This is a genomic window from Paenibacillus turpanensis (assembly GCF_011421635.1).
Lineage (GTDB): Bacteria > Bacillota > Bacilli > Paenibacillales > YIM-B00363 > Paenibacillus_AK > Paenibacillus_AK turpanensis.
On sequence record NZ_WTLI01000018.1, the window covers coordinates 50,685 to 76,118 of the forward strand.

Genomic DNA, 25,434 nt, shown 5'->3' on the forward strand with positions numbered 1-25,434 from the left:
TCTTCACCCCATACGGCATGCTGCGCTGTACATGGGCAAGCCCTGTAAGAGGTTTTCTTAGGATCAGATTGGCGATTTACTTGATGCGGAGGTTTTCGTCCGTATTAACGAGTCCTTTGACCGCTCCGCTTGGATTAAAATCGACGCGGGATTTGCCGTAATGCCAGCTGCTCCCGGCTTTGCGGTAATCGAGAATGGAATCCGGCGTACCCATGGCATCGACGACCTGCTGTTTGGTGGAGCCGACCTGGATGCGGTCGGCCTTCGGCTTGGCTTCGCCTACGGAAACCTTCAAGGCTCCCTTCGGGTTGTTCCATCCGATGACATTGCCGTCGGCGTCAAAATAGATGGAGGCATCGCCCGAATAGAGCCATTCATCCTTCGTGTAGCGGTAATTGATGCGCTGCTCGGGCTCGCCGAGCCGGGCTTCGACGTCGCTGGACGGCGTGCCTAGGGTGACGACGCCGTCGGGAATGCCGGCCGGGTCGATATAGGCGGCCGATTCGGTTTTGGCGGCCGCAGGCGCTGGCTGCGGCGCGGCGGCTTGGGCCGGTGCGGCGTCGGTGCCGCTGGGCTGCAAGGCCGGCGTATCGCCGCCGGCAGGGGCGCCAGCGCTTGGCGCCGGGCTGGCGGAGCCGGCAGGCACTGCCGCTGGGCCGGCTCCGCCGTGGGATTCGCCAGCCGCCGCAGTGCCGGCGGGCGGCGCACTTGAAGCGGCAGGCGCGGAGGCTTCCGCGCTGCCGGATGCTGCCGCCCCGTCAGGCTGGGCGGCTTGGCTTTGCTCGGCCGGCGCCTGCCCGGCCTGTGCCGCAGCTTGGCCCGCGACGGCAGCGACTTCGCTGCTCGCAGCGAGGGGCTGCTCCTGCGCGGGCGCGGACTCCCGCGGCCATACCGCAAAGGCGATCGCTGCCGCGGACAGCGCGGCGCCGACGGCAATGGCTATGCGCATGCCGTTTTTCGGCGGTTTGGAGCGTCCATGCCGTTCACTTCGTCTCGATTCAACTCGGGATAATGTCATGATGATTCCACCTGCTTTTATGTTTTAGATCGGTATGGGTCTTGCAATCTCCAGCGCGCTCTCCATTCCTTCTCCGGAGGACTTCTCAATTTCCGGGGGGGAGAAGGAAAGGGAGCTGCTGGTCGGGAGGGTAGAACTTTTTTGCCCTAAGAATTATTAAAAACTTACTTCAAGAAACGTTTCATCCACTGCAGCGCATTTTTTGCATTTGGATAGCGGAACGGTATGTCAAAGCGCGACGTTTGGCGCAGCACACTTTTGCGATGCGAGAACAGATCAAAGCTCGCTTTGCCGTGATAGCTGCCGATGCCGCTTGCGCCTACGCCGCCGAAAGGCAGGTACGGCGAAGCGATATGCATAATCGTATCGTTGACGCAGCCGCCGCCGAACGAGACCGTATCGGTAACGCGGCGCTGAACCGCATCGCTCTCCGTAAACACATAGAGCGCCAGCGGCTTCGGGCGGGAACGAATCATCGCGAGCGCCTCCTCCAGCTCGTCATATACGACGACAGGCAGGATCGGCCCGAACAGCTCGTCCTCCATCAGCGGGTCGTCCCAGCCGACCTCGTCGACGATCGTCGGCGCCAGCACGCGCGCTTCCGCGTCCCCGCTGCCGCCGTAAACAATGCGCCCGCGCGTCGCCGCGAGCAGCCCCGTCAGCCGCGCATAGTGCCCTTCGCTGACGATGCCGGCAAAGCGGCTGCCGTCGCGCAGCACATCCGCGCCGTACAGCTCCGCCGCGTGCCGCGCCAGCGCCTCCAGCAGCTTCGGCTTAACGCCGCGCTGCACGAACAAATAATCCGGGGCCACGCACGTCTGCCCCGCATTCAAAAACTTCCCCCAAGCAATCCGCTTGGCGGAAAGCTCCAGCTGCGCATCGCCGTGCACAAGGCACGGGCTCTTGCCGCCGAGCTCCAGCGTCACCGGCGTCAGCTGCTTCGCCGCCGCTTCCATCACCAGCTGCCCGATCCGCGTGCTGCCGGTGAAAAAAATATAATCGAACCGCTCGCGCAGCAGCGCCTGGCTCGTCTCCGCATCACCCTGCACGACACAAACGTGCTCCGGCTCGAACGCGTCCCGGCAAAGCTCCGCAACCACCTCCGAGGTGTGCGGCGTCAGCTCGGACGGCTTCAGTACGACGCAATTGCCGGCGGCAATCGCGCCGATCACCGGCCCGAGCGACAAATTGACCGGGTAATTCCAAGGCGCAATCACCAGCACAACGCCGAAAGGCTCCGAGTGTATGTAACTCGCCGATCCAAAGTGGGTCACCGGCGTTTTCACCTTGACAGGCCTGCTCCACTCGTCCAGATGCTTCAGCGCATGGCGTATCTCCGATAACAAAAAGCCGATTTCCGTGGCATAGGTTTCAAACTCCGGCTTACGAAAATCTTGGCGCATCGCTTCAATAATCGCAGCCTCATGACGGCGGACCGCTTCGGCAAGACGCTCCAGCGCCCGCCTGCGATAAGAGATCTCCCGTGCGGCGCCGCCGGCGAGAAACTGCCGCTGCCGCTCCAGCACGGAAGGAATCGTCGGTTCCATAGCTTCCATCACAAACTCCTTTTCATCGGGCGTGGGTCATGCTGTACTACCGTTAATTATACAATTTTTTTAAAGCAATACTATCCGTTGACATGCGCTTGTCCCCATTGATAGACTTGGCTTGCTTCGATATGCGAGGAGGTGGCATCGGTGCTTGCGGTGCTGGGAAAATTAAAATGGTTTTTTGTGAATGAGAAAAAACGGTACGCCATCGCGATATCGCTGCTCATTCTAGGCGGGATTCTGGAAATTCTTCCGCCGAAGCTGATCGGAGATGCGATCGATGCAATCCATCTCGGACAGCTGACCGGGCCTGAAATGTGGAGGACAATCCTCGGCTACAGTGTACTTCTTCTGCTTACATACTTCATTAACTACATTTGGTCCTACCAGCTGTTTGGCGCGGCTCACTTGGTTGAACGGAAGCTGCGCACCTCTTTCATGGGACACCTGCTTAAGATGACACCAACCTTTTACGAGAAAAACCGAACGGGTGACCTGATGGCGCGTGCGACGAACGACCTGAAGGCCGTCTCGGCGACTGCTGGCTTCGGTATTCTAACACTGGTCGATTCCACGGTGTGGATGACGGTGCTGCTCGTAACGATGAGCACGCTCATTTCCTGGAAGCTGACGCTTGCGTCACTGCTGCCTTTGCCGTTGATCGCACTCATGATGAGCATCTACGGGAAGATCATTCATGAGCGGTTTACCGCAGCGCAAAATGCGTTCGGCGAAATGAACGACGGGGTACTGGAGACGGTATCCGGTGTTCGGGTAGTGCGCGCATATGTGCAGGAGGAAGCCGAGCAGCGACGTTTTCGCCAAACGACAGAGGAAGTGTATGGGAAAAATATGGCCGTTGCCCGCATCGAATCGCTCTTTGAGCCAACGATGAAGGTGATGGTGGGCGCCAGCTACCTCATTGGATTAGGGTACGGCGCGTATTTGGTGTTCAAGGGAGAAATCACGCTTGGGAAGCTGGTTTCGTTTAACGTGTACTTAGGGATGCTCATATGGCCGATGTTTGCGATCGGCGAGCTGATCAACATTATGCAGCGGGGCAGCGCTTCGTTGGATCGCGTGAACGAGACGCTGAATTACAAGGCGGACGTAGCGGATGCTGCGGACGCAGGCTCCACAGATCGTGGCGCAGCGAATAGTTCGCCAGCCGAAACGTCCGCCGCACCAAAGACGGCACAGGCGGCCGCGCAGATGAAGCCGGGAATACTCCGCTTCGAGGACGTCGCCTTCCGTTATCCTTCCTCAACGACGGATAATCTGAAGGACATTCACTTTACGCTGGAGCCGGGCCAGACGCTGGGCATCGTAGGACGAACGGGCAGCGGCAAAACGACGCTGCTCAAGCAGCTCATCCGCGAATATCCGTACCCATCGGAAGGCAGCATCACGCTTGGAGACTTGCCGCTGAACCGCATTCCGCTGGAGCGGCTGCACGGGTGGATCGGGTACGTGCCGCAGGAGCAAATTTTGTTCTCCAAGACGGTGCGCGAAAATATCCGCTTCGGCAAGCCGGACGCCACGGAGGGAGAAATTGAACGGGCGCTTGGGTTAGCCGCCTTCCTACAGGATTTGAACACGCTGCCGAAGGGGCTGGATACCCTTGTCGGGGAAAAAGGCGTCGCTCTCTCGGGCGGCCAAAAGCAGCGCATTTCCATTGCCCGCGCCATGATTGCCGATCCGGAGCTGCTGATTCTCGACGATGCGATGTCGGCCGTCGATGCGAAGACGGAGTCGGCGATTATTGAGGGCATCCGGCGGGAACGGAAGGGCAAGACGACGCTCATCTCGACGCATCGCTTATCGGCTGTGCAGCACGCGGATGTAATTCTTGTGCTGGATGAAGGCCGGATCGTGCAGCGGGGAACACATGCGGTGCTGGCCCAACAGCCGGGCTGGTACCAGGAGCAATACATCCGGCAGCAGTCGGAAGAAACGCTTGGGACTCGCTCCTGAGCCGGGGGTGTTGAACGATGCAAGTCATGAAACGATTGCTGCGTTACGCGGCATTAGAGAAGTCGACCTTCTTTTGGGCGCTGCTGCTGCTGACCGCTGCTGTAGCGGCGGAGCTGGCGGGACCGTTTATCGGAAAGACGATGATCGATAAGCATATTTTGGGCATTGAGCAGCCGTGGTACGAAACGGTGAAGGGAACCGACACGCAAGAGGTGGATTCGGAGGCGGTGCTGTACAACGGCACGTACTACAAACGAGCCGACCGCTTTGCGCCCGGCGAGGAGAAGGGGCGTGAGGTTCGCCTGCTGCAGGTCGGCGTGAAGTTTTACTTCGTGAACGGCCCGATCGCCTTTGACGGTCAGCGCACGGTTTCCGGCGACACGCTTACGATCCGCCGTGTCGGCGGCGAGCAACCCGCAGCCGCGGATCCGTCCGCGCAAGTCGTGCCCTCCGCACAAGCGGCATCGGCGGCCTCCGGCGCGCAGGCTGCTTCGGCTGGTGAGCAGACCGCGCAGTACCGCGTAGAGGCGCTGTCCGCGGAGCAGCTATTCGCCTTTTACCGGCCTGAAACGCCGTATTTGATACGCTTGGCCGGGCTATATTTTGCGCTGCTGGTCGTGTCGGCGATCTTCACCTTCGGCCAGCGCTTCTATTTACTGAAGGGCTCCAACCGGGTCATTCTGCGGCTGCGCAACGCGGTGTTTGCACAAATTCACCGGCTGCCGATCCATTATTTTGACAACCTGCCGGCAGGCAAGGTCGTTTCCCGTGTCACCAACGACACGGAGGCGATCCGTGAGCTGTTCGTGACGGTGCTGTCCAATGTGGTGACGACGGTCATTTATATGATCGGCATTTTTACAGCGCTGTTTATCTTGGATTACCGCATGGGGCTGCTTGCGATGACGCTCGTTCCTGTGCTCGCCGTGTGGATTTGGGTGTATCGTAAGTTCGCATCGCAGTACAACGAGCGGATTCGCTCGCTGCTGAGCGATATTAACGGCATGATAAACGAGTCGATTCAAGGGATGCCGATCATCCGCATTTTCCGCAGGCAGAAGGAGACGGCGGCAGAATTCGAGCGAATGAACGAGGAGCATTTTACGTACCAAAACAAGCTGCTCAGCCTGAACTCGATCACTTCCTTTAACCTCGTTAACGTAATCCGTAACTTTATTTTTGTCGGGGTGATCGGGTACTTCGGCTTAACCTCGATCGGCGGCGCGGCGGCCATTTCCGTCGGCGTGCTGTACGCCTTCGTGGATTACATGAACCGGTTGTTCCAGCCGATCACGGGGATGGTCAATCAGCTGGCGAATCTGGATACCGCGCTGGTGTCCGGCAGACGCGTGTTTGAGCTGATGGATGAGCCGGGGACCGATGTGGCGCAAGGGACGATTCCGCGTTACCGCGGGGATGTAGCTTTCCGCGACGTGACGTTTGCTTATAAAGAAGGGGAGCCGGTGCTGCGGGGAATCAGCTTTGAGGCGAAGCAGGGGCAGACGGTGGCGCTTGTAGGCCACACGGGCTCGGGCAAAAGCTCGATACTCAACCTGCTGTTCCGTTTTTACGATCCGCAGCAGGGCGAGATTACGATCGACGGCATGCCGATCCGCGACATTCCGAAGCAGCAGCTTCGCAAGCATATGGGCATCGTGCTGCAGGATCCGTTTTTGTTTACCGGCACGATTGCATCCAACGTGAGCTTGGGAGAGCCATCGATTCCGCGTGAAAAGGTTGCGGCATCGCTGCAGGCAGTCGGCGCGGACCGGATTTTACAGCATTTACCGCAGGGCCTTGATGAGCCGGTTATTGAAAAAGGCAGCACGCTTTCCGCAGGCGAGCGTCAGCTGATTTCGTTTGCGCGGGCGCTGGCGTTCGACCCGGCGATCTTGATTTTGGATGAAGCGACGGCGAATATCGATACGGAAACGGAAGCGGAAATTCAGCAGGCGCTGGAGGTGGTGAAGCGGGGACGGACGACGTTTATTATCGCCCACCGGCTTTCCACGATCCGGCAGGCGGATCAAATCCTTGTACTGCATCGCGGAGAAATTGTGGAGGCAGGCAGCCATGAGGCGCTAATGCAGAAGCAGGGACGCTATTATCAGATGGTGCAGCTGCAGCAGGGTGTGCCCGTTGCAACGACGCCGTAACGGTTCGGAACACAAACGCAGTCAGGCTTAGGCTTTGATCCCGGAGAAGAATACATCGAAGGTGATATTCAACTGCTGGCCAAGTTCGTCCTCGCCGATTTCCAAAGCATGCAAGGACAACGCTCCGAAGAAGGTTTGCAGCGTTAAATAGGATAAAAATTCGGGGGATACGTCTTTACGGTATTCCCCTCTTTCTTGTCCAAGGCGGTAAATCGGAGAGAGCAGCCCTGCCATCTCCATAATATCCTGCTGCTGCTGGGCGAGCGAATTGGAGCTCGACATCATGCATTGGAACATCGCGCGGGTCAGCACCCGGTTCCAGCTGTGCTGGGGGAACATATCCATCATCAGGGAGCGGAGGCGGGGTGTAATCGGTCCCGGTGTTTCGATCAGCTTGCCGATTTCGTGGGAGAAGAACAACCCTTGAATTTCAAAGAAAACCTGCTCTTTATTTTGAAAATAATTAAAAAACGTGCCTTTCGCCACACCGGCTTTATCGGTGATTTCGGAAACGGCCGTCTCTTCATATCCTTTTGTTTTAAACAATTCCTCAGCAGCCTCGATTAGGCGGCGCCTAGTCTCTTTCTTTTTCTCTTCGCGGGTCAACCGGCCCAACCTCCTGTCTATCCATAAAAAACCAAACACTCCGTTATGTATGATGATATCGTAGGGAAAAATCCATATATGTGATATTTCGCACGACGGTCGAAAGCTTTACGAGCCCTCAAAGTCTTTTACTAGTTTAACATAAAATTAATATCCGGTGATGGTCGTTCTTTATGAAAACGGTTGCTGCGGCATCGGCAGGTTCTCCCCGTTGTATCGGTGTCTTCTATTCGACAAAGTGTGATAAGATACGGAGATAGGAACTATATTGGGGGGCTGGAGATGGCTCGAATCGCAATAGAAGACATTTTGCATGCCGCGCGCATGTTAAATACAGTAGTTGAAAAAACACCGCTGCAGAAGAGCACTCTTTTGTCCAAAAAGTATCAATGCGAGCTTTATATTAAAAGAGAAGATTTGCAGGTTGTCCGTTCGTTCAAAATTCGCGGTGCGTACAACTGCATCAAGAGCCTTTCGCAGGAGGAGCTCGATCGCGGTGTCATTTGTGCAAGTGCGGGAAACCATGCGCAGGGGGTAGCGTATTCCTGCAAGTCGCTCGGCATCAAGGGGAAAATCTTTATGCCCAGCACGACGCCGCGGCAAAAAATTTCGCAGGTGGAGCTGTTTGGCGGAGAATGGATTGAAATTGTGCTGACGGGCGACACTTATGACGACTCATATCAGCAGGCTCGCAAGCATGCGGAAGAGTATGGCCTGACGTTTATTCACCCGTTTGACGACAAACGGACCATCGCCGGGCAGGGCACGGTCGGCTTGGAAATCATGAACGACATTCCAGGCAATCTCGATTACGTGTTTGCGTCCATCGGCGGTGGCGGGCTAGTTTCGGGGATCGGCTCTTATATCAAGTCCATCTCACCGGCTACAAAGCTGATCGGGGTGGAACCCGCAGGCGCTCCCGGCATGAAAACCTCGATTGAAGCAGGCAAGGTTTCGCCGCTGCAAACGATCGACGGCTTCGTAGACGGTGCGGCCGTGAAGCAGGTTGGGGAGCTGACCTTGGAGATTTGCCGCGAGGTGCTCGATGAAATTGCCATCGTGCCCGAAGGGAAAGCGTGCACGACGATTTTGGAGCTCTACAATAACAATGCGATCGTCGTCGAGCCGGCGGGGGCGCTGCCGATTGCCGCACTCGATTTTTATAAAGAGCAGCTGGTCGGCAAAACGGTCGTCTGTGTCATTAGCGGCGGCAACAACGATATTGACCGGATGCAGGATATTAAAGAGCGTTCGCTTATTTATGAAGGACTGAAGCATTATTTTATCGTCAATTTCCCGCAGCGGGCGGGAGCGCTTCGCGAATTTTTGGAGAAGGTGCTCGGCCCGAACGACGATATTACGCGTTTTGAATATACGAAGAAAAATAATCGCGATAACGGCCCGGCGTTGGTCGGCATCGAGCTGAAAAATCCGAACGATTATGAATCGCTGATCGAACGAATGGAGCAGTATCATTTTTCGTTTATCGAGATTAATAAGGACCCGAATCTTTTTAATTTGCTTATCTAAAAAGGGGACTGGTTAGGCGGCCCCTGAGTTTACGGAGGTGCACGATTCGTGCGGATCAATAAGTTTTTGGGCGAAACGGGAGCGTGCTCCCGGAGAGAAGCCGATCGGCTGGTGGAAGCGGGGCGCGTCACCATTAATGGCGTGAAGGCGGAAATCGGCATGCAGGTCGAGGAAGGCGATGACGTGCGGATCGACGGCAATCCGGTTGGACGCAAGGCGGAGTTCGTTTATATTATTCTGAATAAACCGGTTGGCATTGAGTGTACCACCGACCCGGAGAAAAAGGATAATATCGTTGATTTTGTCGGGCACAAGGAGCGGGTTTTTCCGATCGGCCGGCTCGATAAGGACTCCGAAGGGCTGATTATGCTGACAAGCGACGGCGATATTGTAAACAAGATTTTGCGCTCGGAGAATAATCATGAGAAAGAGTACATTGTTACGGTTGATAAGCCGGTAACGGATGCCTTCCTTCGGGGGATGGCGAGCGGGGTGAAAATTCTCGGAACGGTGACCAAGCGCTGCGAGGTTACGCGGGTTAACGAGTACACGTTCCGCATTGTGCTGACGCAGGGACTGAACCGGCAAATTCGACGGATGTGCAAGGCGTTTGGCTACCGTGTTTTTCGGCTGCAGCGCATTCGCATCATGAATATCCAACTGGGCACGCTGCCGAAGGGCAAATGGCGGGATGTGACCGAGGAGGAGCTGACGGAGCTGCTCCGGTTATGTGAAGGGAGCACGAAAACCGCCTCCCAAACGTAGAAAAGGGGGATTTTCTTGGCATCGATGAGAGAATCGCGATTCACGTTGGAGAGCCGGGGACCGAAGGTCGTCGGCTACCGCTGGGAGCCTGCCGCGCAGGACAGGGCGCCGAGGGCCGCCGTCCTGATTTCGCACGGCATGGCGGAGCATGCGGGGCGCTACCGGCGCTTCGGAGAGGCGCTTGCCGCCGAAGGCTATGCCGTGTACGCCCATGACCATCGGGGGCATGGGGAGACGGCGGGCAGCCTTACGGCGATGGGCGTGCTCGGCGAGGACGGCTTTGCCGGCATGGTCGACGACATGGCCCTGCTGAGCGGGCTGATTCGCCGGGAAACGGCGGATGCGCCGTTGTTTTTGTTCGCCCACAGTATGGGTACGATTGTGGGCCAGTGGTTTGCCCAGCAGCATGGCGAAGCGCTCGCTGGGGCGATTTTCTCCGGCGCGGTGGCGCATCCCGGGCGCATGCTCGCGCCGGGTCTTGCGCTTGCGCGGCTGGAGGAGGCGCTGCGGCCGCATAAGCCAAGCCGCATGATGACGGCGCTGACGTTCGGGCCGTACAATGCGGCCTTCCGGCCGGTGCGCACGCCGTTCGACTGGCTCACCCGGGATGAGGCCGAGGTGCGCCAGTTTATGGAGGACCCGCTGTGCGGCGTGGTGCTGCCGGCGGAGTTTTACGCGCGGATGCTCGAGGCCATCCGCACGGTTTACAGCGAGCAGGCGATGCGCAAGACGCCGCGGGAGCTGCCGATGCTTTTCGTCTCCGGCGACCGCGATCCGACCGGCGCCTTTGGCCGCGGCATCCAGCGGCTGGCGGAGCAGTACCGCCATGCCGGCGTGCGCTCGGTGGATGTGAAGCTGTACCCGGAGGCGCGGCATGAGCTGCTCAATGAGCTGAACCGGGAGGAAGTGACCCGGGACCTCATAGCATGGATGAATGCGAGACGTAATACGATAATGAATTGTGTCGAAATGGAGGGGTAATCCGTGAAAGTAGAAATTTGGTCGGACTTTGCTTGTCCGTTTTGTTATATCGGCAAACGCCGTTTTGAGGCTGCTCTAAAGCAGTTTCCTCAGGGCGAGGAGGTAGAGGTCGTTTATCGCAGCTTCGAGCTGGATCCGAACGCGCCCTTGAAGGTGGATTACGACGTCCACCAGATGCTTGCCGCCAAGTACGGCATGACTCGGGAACGGGCGATTGAAATGAACCAAAGCATGACGGACCAGGCCGCGGAGCTTGGGCTTACGTACAATATGGATACGCTCGTCGTGACGAATACGTTCGATGCGCATCGCTTGTCCCAATACGCCGCAGCGAAGGGCAAGCTCATCCCGATGACCGAGCGGCTGCTGAAGGCGTATTTCACGGACTCGCTGAACCTTGGCGACCGCGAAATACTTGCCGATCTTGCTGCGGAGGTAGGCCTTGAACGGGATGAAGCGGCTCAAATGCTGGAGAGCGATGCATTTTCGAATGACGTTCGTGACGATGAGCAGGAAGGGGCACAGCTTGGTATCCGCGGCGTCCCTTTCTTTGTCATCGACCGCAAATACGGCGTATCGGGAGCGCAGCCGAGTGAGGTGTTCCTTCAGGCGCTGCAGAAAGCGTGGGAAGAGTCTCGTCCGCTCACCATGCTGAATGAGGAGAATGGAGAGCTGGCGAACGAAGCTTGTGAAGACGGGGTGTGCCAACCTCCGGCGCGGAAACCATAGTCAGGGATCGAAGACCTGCTTGGCTGTAAAATGCCGGGCGGGTCTTTTTCTGTTTTGTCATCATTTTTTCAAATACAAGATTAGTTTTTTATATGACGGGTGAAGCGGGATATAGGTATAATGAGTACAACATATTACGACTCCATCTCAATCGTACGGAAAGGTGAAGCTTGTGCACAAAGATACCTATCGAGTGTTTGGGTTGTTCCTCCTAGCCATGGTTTTGCTGCTTTCCGGTTGCGGCTCGCAGCAGTCTCCTGAGCTATCCGAAAGGGCTCGCCCTGAATCGGCTGAAGCAGCAGCAGGGGAAACCGTGGAACTGACCATCTCAGCGGCAGCGAGCGTAACGGATGCACTGCTTGAGATCGAAAAAGCCTACGAATCCAAGAACCAACGGATTCAGTTAAATTTAAACTTCGGTGCCTCGGGTGCGCTGCAGCAGCAGATGGAGCAGGGAGCGCCGGTGGATGTGTTCTTGTCTGCCGCACCTAAAAATATGAAGGCTCTTGTGGATAAACAGCTGATCGATCCGAAGAACCAGGCTGCGTTATTGACCAATGAGTTGGTTGTCATTACACCGGCTGATGCGAAAACAGCGATCCGTGATCTCACGGAACTAACGAAAGCAGAATGGAAAAGAGTAGCCATTGGCATTCCGGAAAGCGTCCCCGCCGGCAGCTATGCGAAGGAAGCGCTCGTTAACGGTAAGCTTTGGGATGCATTGTCCTCCAAAATGGTTCAGGCGAAAGACGTGAGACAGGTTCTGCATTATGTCGAGACGGGCAACGCGGACATTGGATTTGTCTACAAGACCGACGCCTTAACCTCGAAGCGAGTGAACATCGCTTTTGCGGTTGATTCGGCAGCCTATACACCGGTTACGTACCCGCTCGGATTGGTAAAAGCGTCAAAGCATACAAAGGAAGCAGCGGAATTTTACAACTATCTTCAATCGAAAGAAGCAATGGATATTTTCATCAACCACGGCTTTTCCGCGGCAAAATAATGGGGACAACGATGAACTGGGACATGTACTGGGCTCCGATTCGGTTGTCGCTGCAGGTTGCGCTCGTATCCAGTATCTTGGCTGCCGCTATAGGGGTTGCCGCTGCATGGTGGATATCACGGAAGTCGTTTCGAGGAAAAACGATCGTTGAAACGGTGTTTATGCTGCCGCTCGTGCTTCCACCGACCGTCGTTGGTTTTTTGCTGCTGGTGGTGTTTGGACGCAAGAGCTGGATCGGGCGAATGATAGAAGGTATATTTAACGCGCCGATCATATTTTCCTGGTGGGCCGCTGTCGTCGCTTCCATTGTCGTAGCCTTTCCGCTCGTCTACCAGACCATGAAGGTAGGATTTGCGTCGGTGGACCGGGATTTAGAGGATGCGGGGCGGTCCATAGGGGCGGGCGAATGGCAGGTGTTTCGCTATATCAGCTTTCCTTTAGCGTTTTCGTCATTCGTGTCCGCCTACATCCTTGGCTTTGCCCGCAGCCTTGGCGAATTTGGCGCGACCTTAATGATCGCCGGCAATATCCCGGGGAAAACCCAAACGGTTCCAACCGCAATTTATGTTGCGGTGGACGCGGGGAACATGACCATGGCTTGGGCTTGGACGGTTTCGATGATCGTGATTTCATTTCTGCTGCTCTTGATTACGGGGCGGAGAACAAAGGGATAGATAAGGGTCATAATGCCTCTGATCTAAAGTTAGGCTCCATTGACGTTGGATGAATTTTACTTCCGCTTCGCGAACTCATCCACTATACTACACATAACAACAATATCATCCATGATTCGACTATTGGGCAAACCGGTTGAAAAGCCGGGACGCAAAGGCATGGGTCGTCGATTTCCATTGTGAAATACCGATTGCCAGTCTGCATGTTCATTTTGCGTCCCTCTGAAACCTCCTTGTACAAAGGCGGTTTTTATTTTTGTCCATTCGTCATCATGAGAAAACAGCGAGGATGAACAGCATGAAGAAATCAATGAAGGCTTTATTGCTACTGCAATCCGCAATTGTATTGGGGGCGACGGCGAGCTTTCCTGTACAGAAGGCTTATGCGGACCATGGAGGGCTGGATGTACCATTCGTGGACGTGAAGTCTCATTGGTCGGCGGACAGTGTCATGTGGGCGGTCGGCAAAAATATCGTCAGCGGCTATGAGGACGGTACGTTCAAGCCTGATCAGCTGGTGACGGAGGCCGAATTTTTGTCCATGCTTATTCACAGCTTTAAGCCCGAATTGAAAAACGGTTCAGCTTATTGGGCGGAGCCTTATTACAAGCTGTCTGCGTCCCTGAATTATCCAGTAGATGCGCAGGATTCGGGAATACATAGCGAGCCGCTTACTAGGCTTCGCGTGGCGGAATTGATCGCGTCGACGCAGGGCAAGCACTATGACGGGGAGGATTCCGTTCGCTTTATGTACAGCAAAGGTCTTGCGCAAGGAGAGGACGAACTGCCGACCATAGCTGGATTCAACGGCTCGAAGACGCTCACTCGCGCCGAGGCGGTGCAGTTTATTAAAAACTTGTCCGAGCAAGGGGGCGGCGAGCTTTTAGCGAGACCCGAGCAAGCATCAGATCCTGGTGAACTACCGTTATTTCCAAGCGGGAACACGAATGCTGAGGTTAGTACCGGACAAGCATATAATGGCTCCGCCGTACAGACGAATGCTTCCGTTGACGCCGCTGTACCTGTTTTAAAGCTGGATGATCAGCCTGTTGTCTTCCGTACGAAACCGGTTGTAATGGACGGAATGGCGTACTATCCGATTGAGGATGTATGTGCCGCATTTGGGATCGGGTACGAGGAAAATGGCGACGGCAGCGTCACGACAACCATTTTAGACGAAACGAATACGTTCCAAGCCGGAGATACCGAAAAGTTTGTTCATTATAATCCGGACGGGGGCATTCTCCAGGAGGAGGATATTCCTCTTGATGGAGAAAAGCCGATGAGGGGAATAAACGGCGTCTACATGATCCCGGCGGAGTCGCTAGATCATATTTGGTTTGCCGTGAAAAATGAAGCGACAAGGTTCGCCGATATGTTAGTCATCAACAACGGTCAAGTGGATGAAAGTGAAATCAATTATTATACGTATAAGCAGTTTACGCGAAGAGATACGGAAAATAAGGACGGCTCCAACAGGCAGCCGTTCGATAATGCCTCTTTAACCGCTGTCCCTAGTGAAATTGAGAGAGCAATCTGGGTCAAGCAATATCGTCTGCCGAGCCATGGAACCCTTGTGTATGCAACCTGGAGATGGAATTACCAAGACAGCGATTATTATAAATTCCAAGAGATCAAGTTTACCGGAAAAATAGTCGATGGGGTCGCTACGGGAGTGCTCCGATTTGAAGGTGATGTTACGTATTATCAAGAGAATGACCGGTTTGAGCAGTACGAGCCTGTGGAGCTCTACGACGTACAATTACCGTATGAAAACGTGGATCTGAAAATGACATGGAACGATGCATTCAACATGTTTGCCCAAAATCATATCGAGCTTCCGCAGTAAAGTGATGTTGAGCTGGGTTCCCGCGGGAACCTGGCTTTTTTTTATGGTTCACACGGATACACCAATCTTTGCTCGCGTCCACTCAGTAATGGGGGGACAATAGCACCTTAAAATGAAAAGGCCGGCGGATCGATTTTTGCATAAAAAGGGAGGGTAGGATAAACGATACAACGGAGAACAATTCAAGGAGGATATTTATGGACGCCGCATTACTTTTAGAATACGCATGGGTTCTGTTGGTGTTGATCGGGTTAGAAGGGATTCTTGCAGCGGATAATGCTTTAGTCATTGCGATTATGGTCAAGCATCTGCCCGATGCAGAACGGAAAAAGGCGTTATTTTATGGGCTTGCCGGCGCTTTTGTGTTCCGTTTTGGCTCTTTGTTCATTATTTCCTTTCTCGTCGATGTGTGGCAGGTTCAGGCTCTCGGCGCGGCGTACCTCTTGTTCATTTCGTTAAACCATATCGTGAAGAAGTTCGTGCTGCGGAAAGGCCATAACAAGGAGACGGGGAATGAAAAACAAGGCTCCGGACTTTGGCTTACCGTCTTAAAGGTGGAGCTGGCCGACCTTGCCTTCGCGGTGGATGCGATCTTAGCGGCTGTTGCTTTTGCGGTTACTCTCCCGGAAACACCACTGCCGCCCGTAGGGGGCTTGGATGGGGGACAATTCGGGGTCATTCTTGCCGGCGGGATTATCGGTCTCGTTATTATGCGGTTTGCAGCTTCCTTCTTCGTTGGATTGCTTCAGCGGAGACCGGGACTCGAGACAGCGGCGTTTCTGATTGTCGGTTGGGTTGGGGTCAAATTATCGGTTTACACGTTATCGCATCCTGAATTAGGGTATCTTCCGTACGGCTTCCCGAAGTCGGTTGCCTGGAAAGCGACGTTTTGGACTGTTCTTTTATTGATTGCTGTACTTGGGTGGTTCTTATCTAAGGAGAAGAACGTTACGGGTAATGCTGCACCCCATTAACGGCTTGGTGGTGAGTAACTTTGTTTGAATTGTTTGTGTTAATCGTTCTTATTTTTGTGAATGCGTTTTTTGCGGCATCGGAAATTGCGCTCATTTCGCTAAACGATGTCAAGGTAAAGGCGGAAGCAGAAGAAGGGGATCGGAAAGCCATATTGCTTTATGCGCTGCTGCAGGAGCCTAGTAAATTTCTTGCGACAATTCAGATCGGGATTACACTGGCCGGCTTCATGGCAAGTGCTTTTGCGGCAGACAGCTTCTCGGAGTCTTTGGCCGCTTTCGCAGCAGAGGCTGGAGTGCCGCTGCCGTTTGCCACGTTGGACGCAATTGCGGTTATTTTGATTACCCTGGTTCTATCCTATTTCACACTGGTCTTTGGAGAATTAGTTCCGAAGCGGCTGGCGATGAAAAAAGCGGAGCTCATTTCTTCGATTGCGGCTCGTCCGTTGACGATCTTATCGAGGGTCACGGCGCCTTTTGTAGCGCTGCTCACTGCCTCGACGAACCTTACGGTTCGGCTGTTCGGCGTTGACCCGGATGCGAATGAGGAAAAGGTGACGGAAGAAGAAATTCGGATGATGGTGGATATCGGGAAAGAGCGTGGAGCCATACAGGAAGCTGAAAAAATGATGATTGACAACATTTTTGAGTTTAACAATAAGGTTGCTTCCGATATTATGACTCATCGCATCAATATTGTGGCGATCCCGGTTGATATCTCGTTAGAAAAACTGGTTGCGCTCATGAACGAGGAACAGTTTACACGATATCCGGTTTACGATGGAGGATACGATCATATCATTGGCATTCTTCATGTGAAGTCTATGATGCCTTATTTAAATCATTGCGATGACGAGCCTTTTGATATCCGATCGCTTATTTATAAGCCTTATCATGTTCCTTCATCACGAAGAACAGATGAGTTGTTTCGAGAAATGCAGCAAAACAATGTACATATGGTTGTCGTTATCGATGAGTATGGCGGGACCGCAGGGATCGTTACCATCGAAGATTTGCTTGAGGAGATTGTCGGCAATATTTTTGACGAGTACGATGAAATCACGATGGAATTTGAGAAGGTGGATGATCATACGTACGTGATCGAGGGTACCGTAAGCTTGGAATTTGCCGGGAGATTGCTGCGGCTGAGTCTTCCGGTGGAAGCTTATGATACCTTAGGAGGCTTTATCGTTGGCGAAATAGGAAGATTACCTGTTGTGGGCGAGGAATTGGAATACGGCGGGGCGTTGTTCAAGGTTGCGGAAGTAGGCGAAAAAAGAATATCGCGGGTGAAAGTGCTGATCTCACAGAGTAAGTAAACCGCCGATCGTGCTAAGATGAGGAAGCCATGGCGGCTAGGGGAGGAAGCTCGTGCCCCTAGCCGCCATGGCTTCTTGTTGAAAGGAGATGGAGCTTTCCATCCCAAAAGGCTCTTATTTTCCGAAAAATCGGAACAAGTAGAGGATGAGAGAGCCGGCAATGCTTACGATGATGCAGGTTACGATGGGGAAGTAAAAGCGAACATTTTCTTTTTCGATTACGATATCACCGGGCAGCCTTCCCAGCTGCAGGAATCGGCCGCCGATTTGCCACAGCAATCCCGCAACAATAAGAACAACCCCTGCTATGATCAGAAACTTTGCAGTCGGATTCATCACCGACGAACCTCCTTGTACCGAATGGATGCTATATCGATTTTTCTTCTTGTGTTTCTCTAGGGTTGTCCGCACGATGTACGCCTGGGAGTCTCGGGAGCACCCAGCGAAGCAGCGGCGGAATGACGAGTAAGATAAAAAATAGCCGGAACGTTTGGAACGAGGTGACCAGCGGCAGGTCGGCGCCGACCGAGATTGCAGTCACGCCCATCTCGGTTAAGCCGCCGGGGGCGGTGCCGAGGAAGGCGGACATGAGGTCGCTGTGTGAGGCGACCGACACCAGCCATGCCGTCAGCAGCGATACAGCCAGCAGCGCTGCTGACGAGCCAAGCGCCCATGGCGTCAGCTTCCGCCAATTGGCGAGATGCTCCGGCTGGATGCGCATGGCGATATGGATGCCGAGGGCAAGCTGCGCGGCCATCGTCAGGCCGCCGGGCACGGGCGGCAGCGGCACGCCGGAGGCGGCGACAACGGCGGCGGCCAGCACGGGGCCCATGAACGAGGGCGTCGGCAGCCGCAGCCGCTTCGCCAGCATGGCCGCGCCGATGCAGCCGAGCAGGGCCAGCGCCAGCGTCCACGCCGGCAGGCTCGCCGCCGCAGCCGCCGCTTCGCCGGCCCCGGCCGACGGCACGGCCACGCCCGCAGCGCCGTCGGCGCTTGCGCTCAGCGCGGCTGCGCTGGCTGCCGGCGTGCTGACGCTCGCGGCCCCCGCCGCCGCAGTGCCCGCCAAGGCGCCGCCTTCCGGCGCAGCCGAGCCGATCCAGCCGTGCATGACCATGAACGGCACAAGGAAGACGACCGATATAAGCCGGATCGTCTGCAGCAGGGCAACCTCCGCGGTGTTGCTTTCCTTCAGCTCGCTGCTGAGCAGCACCATTTGCGAAAGCCCGCCGGGGATACTGCCGATGACGCCGCTGTAGGGGTGGATGCGGCACGCTTTCGCCAGCAGCAGGCCGGAGCCGATGCTGAACACCATAACAAGCGCGGTTACCGCCGCCATCAACGGCAAATCGCCGGCCATCGCCGCCAGCGTCTCCGCGGTAAACGACCGCCCCAACGCATAGCCGACGATCAGAATCGCCAAACGGCTGAGCGGGTCGAATTCGTACCCTTTTCTTGAGGCGAAATTCCATACGGCCGCGCCGGTCAGAGAACCCAGCATCCAGGATAAAGGGATGTTCAGCAGTGTAAAAAGCCCGCCGCCGGCAGCTGCCGCGGCGAGCGTTGCAATAAATTTAAAGGGATTATTCAAAACGAACCTCCGGTGTAAGTACCGACTTTAGTTGCCTTCCTGATATCCGTCCACAATGATATCCAGTTTGCCTGTCTCCGGATCGACGACAAGCCCGTGAACGCGCACGTCAGACGGGAGCAGCGGGTGGTTGCGGATCATTTTCACATTTTCGGATACCGCCTCCTCCACACAGGCAAAGCCGTGCAGCCATTGCGTCAGATCGATGCCGGCGTTCTCCAGCATATTGATGCGGTCCTCCGGAATGCCGCGATCAACCATACGGCTCATCGTCGTCTTCGGGTCAATGCTCGCCATGCCGCAGCCGTGGTGGCCAATCAGGCAAACTTCTTCAGCGCCAAGCTCATACACAGCAACCATAATGCTGCGCATAACCGAGCCGAACGGATGCGAGATGACACCGCCGGCGATTTTAATAATTTTTGCGTCGCCGTTTTTTAAGTTGAGGGCTCGGGGCAAGAGCTCCGTTAAGCGTGTGTCCATACAGGAGACAATAACAAGCTTTTTATCTGGGAATTTATCCGTTTGAAACTGCTTATAAGCGCCGCTAACGACGAAGTTTTGGTTATGCTCCATGATTTGCTGTAATGTATTCACTCTCGTACCCTCCCGTGTTAAGAAAAATGTTTTTCTATTTATCATATCAAAAAATTCAACGAGTTCTGCTCTTCTGGTAAAAAAAATAAAAAAAGCTCTACGGAGACAATGAAAAAAAGTCTCCGTCCACCTTTCGGGAACAGAGACTTTATGAGCGATGAAATGTTATTGTGCCGCACCAGCGGAACCGAGCTCCGTAAATTTCCGAAGGATGGATACTTCCACCCGGCGGTTTTTCGAGCGTCCCAGCTCCGTGTCATTCGTATCCATCGGGCGGAATTCCGCGTATCCGACGGCACTGAGCATTTTTTCATCAATCTTGTCGTTGGTGAGAAGCACCTTCATAAAGCTGAGGGCACGTGCCGCGCTTAGATCCCAGTTGGAATCAAACTGCGCTGTTTTGATCGGGACATTATCGGTATGTCCGGCCACAACGACCTCGTACTGGTTATACTCACCGAGCAGATCGCCTACCGTCACCGCAATTTGCTGTGATTCCGGGCGAAGGGTCGCGCTTCCGGAAGCGAACAGCGCATTGTCGCTGATCACAAGCTTCAGCTCTCTGTCGTTCATCTCCGTGCGAAGCTGTGTCGTGAGGCCGTTTTTCTCGATATAGCCGTCGATTTTTTCCTTCAGGTTTTCAAGCTCCCGCTTTTCCTGCTGCATTCTCTTTTCCAGTTCGTCCAGCTCGGCTTGGCTGAGCTTTCGCTTCTTGATCTCGCTGTCAGAACTGTCCTTTGTTTTAACGCCTACGTTATCCTGGGATGGAGCGGGGGTGTGGTTTTCAAAAAAGCCGGTCCCGCCGTTCAATGCGCTGTTAAAGGATTGCTTCAGTTCCTCGAATTTTTTAGCATCCACCTGGCTGGTGGCAAACAATACGATGAACAAGGCCAGCAGCAGCGTCAGCAAGTCTGCGTAGGGAATCAGCCATGATTCATCCATGTGTTCATCATGATCATGCGCTTTGTGCTTTTTGCTCACCGGTAGCTTCCCCCTCTTTTTGCTCCGCATTGCGTTCGGTCGGAGTCAAGAAGACGGACAGCTTCTGACTGATTGCGACGGTCGAAACGCCGGATTGGATCGATAATAAACCTTCAACCATCATCAGTTTGATTTCCATTTCTTTCTTAGACATACGCTTCAGCTTGTTAGCTATAGGGTGCCATAACACGTATCCGGTAAAAATCCCGTATAGTGTCGCGATAAAAGCTGCGGAAATGGAAGCGCCGAGCGCGTTGATGTCGCTTAAGTTACCGAGTGCGGCGATCAAGCCGATAACGGCGCCGAGTACGCCGAGGGTTGGCGCGTATGTGCCGGCCTGGGTAAAGATCAATGCGCCGGCCTTATGGCGATCTTCCGTCGCGTGAATGTCTTCCATAAGCACATCGCGCACAAAATCGTGATCATTGCCGTCAATGATCATCCGCATTCCGCCCTTCAGGAACGAATCGTCGATTTCGTCCACCTTGCTTTCCAATGCGAGCAGACCTTCACGGCGTGTAATGGAAGCCCATTCCGTAAACATGCGGATGACTTCTTGCTTCGAAATCAGGGTTTGTCCTTTAAAAACGATGCCGAACAGCTTGCCGATTTTGCTGATTTCCGCCATCGGAAACGCAATAAAAAGCGATGCTGCCGTACCTACCATGATAATTACGATCGCGGCAGGATTTACTAGTGCGGCAATCGGCGCATGCTTGAGCACCATCCCGCCGACAACGGCGACAATACCCAATACAATACCTATAATTGATGACTTTTCCAAAAGCTGTGCACTCCTCTCCCATAATGACGCGGCTTCTGTAACGGATGTGGACCGTTCGCAGAAACGAAAATTCGATACCTACATATTTCGACAAAAACCTGCATTCCTCCTTTTTTATATCGGTGGGATTGAAATGAAAGTTTAGAAAGGAATTGCAAGAAAACACAATATCCCATACAATGGCGATAAGACGTGATGTTAGGAAACCTAACACAATATCAAGGGATGGGGGCACATTGGATGGGCAGAGGCACAAAAACCCGGAAGAAACATGACGTGATCCCCTTTTTTCAACCGATCGTATCGATTCGAACGCAGCAAATCTTTGGATACGAGACGTTAGGGAGAGGTGTGACCGAGGGGCGGATGTACAGTCTCGGTCCTTTTTTCAAGGACCCTTCGGTTTCGGATGAACGGCATATTGAGGTGGACCGGCAGCTCAGGGCGAAGGCGATGCGTGCCCTCGTGCAGAGCGGCAGCGAGAGCAAGCTCTTTATTAATATTAAGCCGGCGTGGATTTTTAAGGCTTGGCAGGAGACGGGGATCCTACAGACACTTGAGCTTGCAAAGCAGGCCGGCTTTGATCCATCGCGGCTTGTCATTGAAATCACCGAGGAGGAGTTTCACGGGAGATTATATGAGCTGACGGAGATTGTAGAGGTGTATCGGCAGGCTGGATGCACGATCGCCGTTGACGATGTGGGCAGCGGGTTCAGCAATTTTGACCGTATCGCCGTGCTGCAGCCGAAAATTTTGAAGGTGGATTTGAATATCCTGAAAAAAAGCGCAAGCCATCAAGGGTACCGGGCGCTGCTCAAATCCTTCTCCATACTCGCCTCGCAAATGGGCTCGGCTCTGCTGGTCGAAGGGGTGGAGCGTCCGGATGATTTGCAAAATGCGCTGCATGCCGGAGCCCGTTATGTCCAAGGCTATATGGTGGGACGCGCCGCGCCGGCTCTTCTCGATGAAGGAGCGTTTACCGAGCAGCTCAAGGTGGAAATTGATCGGTTCAGCGCCATGCAGTTTGAAAAGTTTGACCGGATGTTTGAATTTGAACAGCGCTTAAATAAACGCTTTGTCCGGCATGCGGCGCTGCTGTCCGCCGATGAGGCTGACGAATGGATTCAGCTGATCCTGCCGGATCTGCCGGATTACTGCTTGCGTGCGTACATTTGCTGCGGGAACGGGGAGCAGGTATCGTCAAATTTCAGCAATACAAAAGCGGGCGGTTGGCTGAGGGACGGCTCGTTTCGCGGATCGAATTGGCTGTGGAGGCCGTATTTTATTCCCAACGTCGTTATGATGAGCAGGGAAGCAAAAGGGATTTTGTCGGCGGAATACACGGATCTGGAAACCTCAAAGCCGATTCAGACGTATTCCTGTCCGATTGGTGATAATTGCTATTTGTTTTTGGATATGCATGCACAATAAGAAGGAGCAGGGAAATGAAGCTTTCGGAAAAGGAGATCGACACGCGTCTCGCGGAGCTCGCGCATTGGGGCCGGACGGATGGCAAGTGGATCGAGAGAAAATACCGTTTCGCCGAATTCATGGATAGCATCCGTTTTACGAACCGTGTTGCGGAAGAGGCGGAGCGATTGAATCATCATCCGATGATCGCCATCGATTTTCGAATGGTTACGCTGCGGCTGACGAGCTGGAGCGCCGGGGGGCTGACTGCGCTCGATTTTGAGGCCGCGCAGCACTTTGAAGCCGTTTATGCTTCAATGGAGAAATAGGCAGAGCCTGTGGCCCTGCCTATTTTTTGTACAGCCATTGGCGCACGTCATGGGCGGAGACCGGTTTGCTGTAATAGTAACCCTGCACGGTGTTCACGCCCATGCTTTTAATGAATTGAAGCTGCTCTTCGCTTTCCACTCCCTCTGCGACCACCCGCATGCGGAAGCTGCGGGCCATCATGACGATCGCTTCGGTTAACGCCATGCTTTTGGTGGAATCGGGGATTTCTTTGACGAAGGAACGGTCAATTTTGAGAGTGTCGATCGGAAAATGCTGAAGATAGCTGAGCGACGAGAAGCCGGTGCCGAAATCGTCAATCGAAATTGATACGCCGAGCGATTTCAGCTCCATCAGCAGAGACGTCGACAGCTCAACATTGCTCATAATGCCGCTTTCGGTCAATTCGAGCTCCAGCAAGGCCGCGTCGAGCCCGGTTTCCTCCAGCACGGCCTTGACCGAATCGCGGAAGCCGCTTTGCTGCACTTGGCGGAACGAGATGTTCACGCTCACCGGCACCGGTGCATACCCTTCCAGCTGCCATTGTCGCATTTGCCTGCAGGCGGTGAGCAGCACCCAATCTCCGATTGCGCCGATCAGTCCGTTTTCTTCGGCAATGGGGATGAACAGGGCGGGGGAGACAAAGCCCAGCTCGGGCGATTTCCATCTTACCAGTGCCTCCATCCCCGACATTACGCCGTCCCGCACATTAAATTTCGGCTGGTATTCAATAAAAAATTCGTTGCGCTCAATGGCGCCGCGTATGCTGCTGACGATTTGCATCCGTTCCGTCATTTGTACGCGGAGCGCCGGCGAGAACAGGCGGCATTGATTCCGGCCGGATTCTTTGGCCTGATGAAGCGCCATGTTCGCGCTCTTCATCAAGGTTTCGGCGTCGGTGCCGTCTTCCGGATAAAGACAGACCCCGGCAGAGGCGCCGACGATTACCTCCTGCAGCCCAATTTGATGCGAGCCGGTCAGCTTGCGAATGATGCGATTGCAGGCTTCGAGCGCTTCGTTGGCGGCTTCGGCATCCTGGAGCAGGACGACAAATTCGTCTCCTCCGAAACGGGCGGCGATATTGTGGGGCCCTATGGCCGTAAGGAGCTCTTGTCCAACCTTGCGAAGCACGGCGTCGCCGACGAGATGCCCCAGTGTATCGTTAATCAGCTTGAAGCGATCCAGGTCGAAGACGGCAACGGCGAAGCTGCGGAGGTCGAGCTTCGCCGAAGCGATCACTTCCTGCAGCTTCTCGCGAAACTGAATACGATTCGGCAGGTTCGTGATCGCATCATAATTGGCCAGGTAGGAGATATGCTCCTGAGCGGCCTTCCGTTCGGTAATATCGATCACGGTGCCAAAGAGCATTTCGGCTTGTCCCGCATGGCTTCCAGCCGGCCGGCAGCGCACCCGGATGTGCTTGGAGTCGCCCTGCGGGGTAATGATTTCGACTTCTTCCTCCTGCGGCTTTCCTCTTAATGCTCCGCGCAAAAAACGGAAGACGCGAGGATGCTGCTCGCTTGGGATGGCTTCCAGCAGACGAGGCAGGAGCTCGCCGGGTTTGCCCTCTTCGAAGCCGAAGATGGCCGGGGTTTCCTCGGACCATGTAATCACACGTGACTGAATGTGAAATTCCCAGTTGCCTACATGAACAAGCTTTTGGGTTTCATTTAAGCGGGACTCCTGCAGCTTAAGCAGCTCTTGCGCCGCTTGGCGGTCGGATACGTCACGAGACGACGTCAAATAACCGATTCGCTGTCCGTTTTCCGAACGCAGCGGCTTGGCGGTCGTTTCCACCCAAGTGTACTCGCCGCTTTTTTTGCGAATCCGATATTGAAGCGTGATCACGCCGGGTCCTGCGGAGCCGCTTTGGATTTCATTGCGCACTCTTGAGAAATCCTCCGGGTGGATCCAGTAGTACGCGCTGCTCCGAATCAATTCTTCCGGCGTATAACCAAGCAGCTCGGTGATGGAGGGTGAAACGTAATGGATCGTGCCGTCTACTCCGTGCAGGCACACTAAGTCGGTCATGTGCTCGGTAATGAGCCGATGAAGGGTCGGTTGGTCATGAGCAATTCCCATGAGCTGTAAATAGGAGGGAAGGGATAGGAACGCTTCCCGATCCGGTACGGTGGAAAGGGTGCCGACGACGAGATCACACGGCTGTTCGGGATCCTCGATGGATTCCGCCCTTAGCATCGCCGGACGGATGGAGCCGTCCTGGCAGTACAGAGCAGCGTCTTCGCCGGAAAGCGAACGCAGTGAAAAGTGGCCGCGCAGCGAAGGCGGCGCCGACAGCTTGGCGCTAAAGGTGCCAAGAAACGAACACGGCTTGCCGATCAGTTTGCTGCGCTCGAAGCCGGTCAAGTTCACGAGCGTCTGATTCACATAGAGAATAGGCAGATGCGGTTTGTGAGCGTCGCAAAGGAAGACCCCAAACGGCAGTAGATCGGGATCGAAGCCGGACCAAGGAGTTCCATTGAAAGCCTTCGTCAGGAGGCGCTGACACTGCCCGTTGCTTAGCGGCGAAAAAGCACGCACAGAATAATCGGATTTCATCGCTTCAGACAAGATGGCCCCTCCTTTATGCGAATATCATTTTGTCTAGAACCCATTTTC

23 protein-coding genes and 1 riboswitch are annotated in these 25,434 nt (G+C 54.6%); of the genes, 14 read left to right on the top strand and 9 right to left on the bottom strand.

The annotated features are described in order from the left end of the window. Positions 1-76 precede the first annotated feature (76 nt). Entirely contained in the window at positions 77-580 is a 504-nt protein-coding gene (locus GQS10_RS16615) for a hypothetical protein (protein ID WP_166244212.1), read from the bottom strand. Between GQS10_RS16615 and GQS10_RS16620 the strand changes: the two genes are divergently transcribed. After that, positions 564-1,046 (top strand): hypothetical protein, encoded by a 483-nt coding sequence (locus GQS10_RS16620; RefSeq protein WP_166244214.1) that lies wholly within the window; start codon positions 564-566, stop codon positions 1,044-1,046. The genes GQS10_RS16615 and GQS10_RS16620 overlap by 17 nt on opposite strands. A 136-nt stretch (positions 1,047-1,182) precedes the next feature. Here GQS10_RS16620 and GQS10_RS16625 read toward each other — a convergent pair whose 3' ends face one another. Further along, positions 1,183-2,574, bottom strand: coding sequence for an aldehyde dehydrogenase (locus tag GQS10_RS16625; RefSeq protein ID WP_424991798.1), 1,392 nt, complete (start codon positions 2,572-2,574; stop codon positions 1,183-1,185). A gap of 141 nt (positions 2,575-2,715) precedes the next feature. Between GQS10_RS16625 and GQS10_RS16630 the strand changes: the two genes are divergently transcribed. Further along, positions 2,716-4,542 (top strand): ABC transporter transmembrane domain-containing protein, encoded by a 1,827-nt coding sequence (locus tag GQS10_RS16630; protein ID WP_166244216.1) that lies wholly within the window; start codon positions 2,716-2,718, stop codon positions 4,540-4,542. 17 nt (positions 4,543-4,559) lie between these two features. Next, positions 4,560-6,698 carry an ABC transporter ATP-binding protein gene (locus tag GQS10_RS16635; protein WP_166244218.1) on the top strand — a complete coding sequence of 713 codons (2,139 nt, stop codon included), beginning with the start codon at positions 4,560-4,562 and terminating at the stop codon, positions 6,696-6,698. Positions 6,699-6,725: 27 nt separating this feature from the next. Here GQS10_RS16635 and GQS10_RS16640 read toward each other — a convergent pair whose 3' ends face one another. Next, complete coding sequence (locus GQS10_RS16640; protein ID WP_166244220.1) at positions 6,726-7,304, bottom strand: TetR/AcrR family transcriptional regulator; 579 nt, start codon at positions 7,302-7,304, stop codon at positions 6,726-6,728. A 282-nt stretch (positions 7,305-7,586) separates the two neighbouring features. Between GQS10_RS16640 and ilvA the strand changes: the two genes are divergently transcribed. The 9 genes from ilvA (at position 7,587) to GQS10_RS16685 (ending at position 17,128) form a co-directional block, all read left to right on the top strand. Then, positions 7,587-8,834: a threonine ammonia-lyase IlvA gene (gene ilvA, locus GQS10_RS16645; RefSeq protein WP_166244222.1), complete on the top strand. Its 1,248-nt coding sequence runs from the start codon at positions 7,587-7,589 to the stop codon at positions 8,832-8,834. A gap of 48 nt (positions 8,835-8,882) precedes the next feature. Further along, positions 8,883-9,599 (top strand): 23S rRNA pseudouridine(2604) synthase RluF, encoded by a 717-nt coding sequence (gene rluF / locus GQS10_RS16650; RefSeq protein ID WP_166244224.1) that lies wholly within the window; start codon positions 8,883-8,885, stop codon positions 9,597-9,599. Between the two features lie 24 nt (positions 9,600-9,623). Next, a complete protein-coding gene (locus GQS10_RS16655) occupies positions 9,624-10,580 on the top strand; it encodes an alpha/beta fold hydrolase (protein ID WP_243735225.1) in 957 nt (318 codons plus the stop codon). A 3-nt stretch (positions 10,581-10,583) separates the two neighbouring features. Further along, entirely contained in the window at positions 10,584-11,309 is a 726-nt protein-coding gene (locus GQS10_RS16660) for a DsbA family protein (RefSeq protein WP_166244228.1), read from the top strand. A gap of 163 nt (positions 11,310-11,472) precedes the next feature. Next, positions 11,473-12,315: a molybdate ABC transporter substrate-binding protein gene (modA, locus tag GQS10_RS16665; RefSeq protein WP_424991799.1), complete on the top strand. Its 843-nt coding sequence runs from the start codon at positions 11,473-11,475 to the stop codon at positions 12,313-12,315. Between the two features lie 11 nt (positions 12,316-12,326). After that, positions 12,327-12,989, top strand: a complete 663-nt coding sequence (gene modB, locus GQS10_RS16670) for a molybdate ABC transporter permease subunit (protein WP_166244230.1) — start codon at positions 12,327-12,329, stop codon at positions 12,987-12,989. A 116-nt stretch (positions 12,990-13,105) separates the two neighbouring features. Continuing rightward, positions 13,106-13,196: riboswitch (cyclic di-GMP riboswitch) on the top strand. Between the two features lie 91 nt (positions 13,197-13,287). After that, complete coding sequence (locus GQS10_RS16675; protein ID WP_166244232.1) at positions 13,288-14,838, top strand: S-layer homology domain-containing protein; 1,551 nt, start codon at positions 13,288-13,290, stop codon at positions 14,836-14,838. Between the two features lie 197 nt (positions 14,839-15,035). Next, entirely contained in the window at positions 15,036-15,812 is a 777-nt protein-coding gene (locus GQS10_RS16680) for a TerC family protein (protein WP_166244233.1), read from the top strand. A gap of 20 nt (positions 15,813-15,832) precedes the next feature. Beyond that, positions 15,833-17,128: a hemolysin family protein gene (locus tag GQS10_RS16685; RefSeq protein ID WP_166244235.1), complete on the top strand. Its 1,296-nt coding sequence runs from the start codon at positions 15,833-15,835 to the stop codon at positions 17,126-17,128. 114 nt (positions 17,129-17,242) lie between these two features. Here GQS10_RS16685 and GQS10_RS16690 read toward each other — a convergent pair whose 3' ends face one another. The 5 genes from GQS10_RS16690 to motA all read right to left on the bottom strand — a co-directional run bounded on the left by GQS10_RS16690 (position 17,243) and on the right by motA (position 21,078). Beyond that, a complete protein-coding gene (locus tag GQS10_RS16690; RefSeq protein WP_166244237.1) occupies positions 17,243-17,464 on the bottom strand; it encodes a DUF2905 domain-containing protein in 222 nt (73 codons plus the stop codon). Positions 17,465-17,495: 31 nt separating this feature from the next. After that, positions 17,496-18,716 (bottom strand): AbrB family transcriptional regulator, encoded by a 1,221-nt coding sequence (locus GQS10_RS16695; protein WP_166244239.1) that lies wholly within the window; start codon positions 18,714-18,716, stop codon positions 17,496-17,498. Between the two features lie 27 nt (positions 18,717-18,743). Further along, positions 18,744-19,313: a carbonic anhydrase gene (locus tag GQS10_RS16700; RefSeq protein ID WP_166244241.1), complete on the bottom strand. Its 570-nt coding sequence runs from the start codon at positions 19,311-19,313 to the stop codon at positions 18,744-18,746. A 165-nt stretch (positions 19,314-19,478) separates the two neighbouring features. After that, positions 19,479-20,294 (bottom strand): flagellar motor protein MotB, encoded by an 816-nt coding sequence (gene motB, locus GQS10_RS16705; RefSeq protein ID WP_166244243.1) that lies wholly within the window; start codon positions 20,292-20,294, stop codon positions 19,479-19,481. Continuing rightward, positions 20,269-21,078 (bottom strand): flagellar motor stator protein MotA, encoded by an 810-nt coding sequence (gene motA, locus GQS10_RS16710; RefSeq protein WP_166244245.1) that lies wholly within the window; start codon positions 21,076-21,078, stop codon positions 20,269-20,271. Before motA ends, motB begins: the two co-directional genes overlap by 26 nt. A gap of 240 nt (positions 21,079-21,318) precedes the next feature. On the opposite strand from motA, the gene GQS10_RS16715 reads away from it, so the two are divergent. Next, a complete protein-coding gene (locus GQS10_RS16715) occupies positions 21,319-22,509 on the top strand; it encodes an EAL domain-containing protein (protein ID WP_166244247.1) in 1,191 nt (396 codons plus the stop codon). Positions 22,510-22,523: 14 nt separating this feature from the next. Then, positions 22,524-22,817 carry a 4a-hydroxytetrahydrobiopterin dehydratase gene (locus tag GQS10_RS16720; RefSeq protein WP_166244249.1) on the top strand — a complete coding sequence of 98 codons (294 nt, stop codon included), beginning with the start codon at positions 22,524-22,526 and terminating at the stop codon, positions 22,815-22,817. Between the two features lie 19 nt (positions 22,818-22,836). Here GQS10_RS16720 and GQS10_RS16725 read toward each other — a convergent pair whose 3' ends face one another. Beyond that, positions 22,837-25,386 (bottom strand): GGDEF and EAL domain-containing protein, encoded by a 2,550-nt coding sequence (locus GQS10_RS16725; protein WP_166244251.1) that lies wholly within the window; start codon positions 25,384-25,386, stop codon positions 22,837-22,839. Positions 25,387-25,434 lie beyond the last annotated feature (48 nt).

Coding starts and splice junctions, on each gene's coding strand:
- GQS10_RS16675 (WP_166244232.1), top strand. CDS start 13,288: ATGAAGAAATCAATGAAGGCTTTATTGCTACTGCAATCCGCAATTGTA.
- modB (WP_166244230.1), top strand. CDS start 12,327: ATGAACTGGGACATGTACTGGGCTCCGATTCGGTTGTCGCTGCAGGTT.
- GQS10_RS16680 (WP_166244233.1), top strand. CDS start 15,036: ATGGACGCCGCATTACTTTTAGAATACGCATGGGTTCTGTTGGTGTTG.
- GQS10_RS16635 (WP_166244218.1), top strand. CDS start 4,560: ATGCAAGTCATGAAACGATTGCTGCGTTACGCGGCATTAGAGAAGTCG.
- GQS10_RS16720 (WP_166244249.1), top strand. CDS start 22,524: ATGAAGCTTTCGGAAAAGGAGATCGACACGCGTCTCGCGGAGCTCGCG.
- ilvA (WP_166244222.1), top strand. CDS start 7,587: ATGGCTCGAATCGCAATAGAAGACATTTTGCATGCCGCGCGCATGTTA.
- GQS10_RS16715 (WP_166244247.1), top strand. CDS start 21,319: ATGGGCAGAGGCACAAAAACCCGGAAGAAACATGACGTGATCCCCTTT.
- GQS10_RS16655 (WP_243735225.1), top strand. CDS start 9,624: ATGAGAGAATCGCGATTCACGTTGGAGAGCCGGGGACCGAAGGTCGTC.
- GQS10_RS16690 (WP_166244237.1), bottom strand. CDS start 17,464: ATGAATCCGACTGCAAAGTTTCTGATCATAGCAGGGGTTGTTCTTATT.
- GQS10_RS16625 (WP_424991798.1), bottom strand. CDS start 2,574: ATGGAAGCTATGGAACCGACGATTCCTTCCGTGCTGGAGCGGCAGCGG.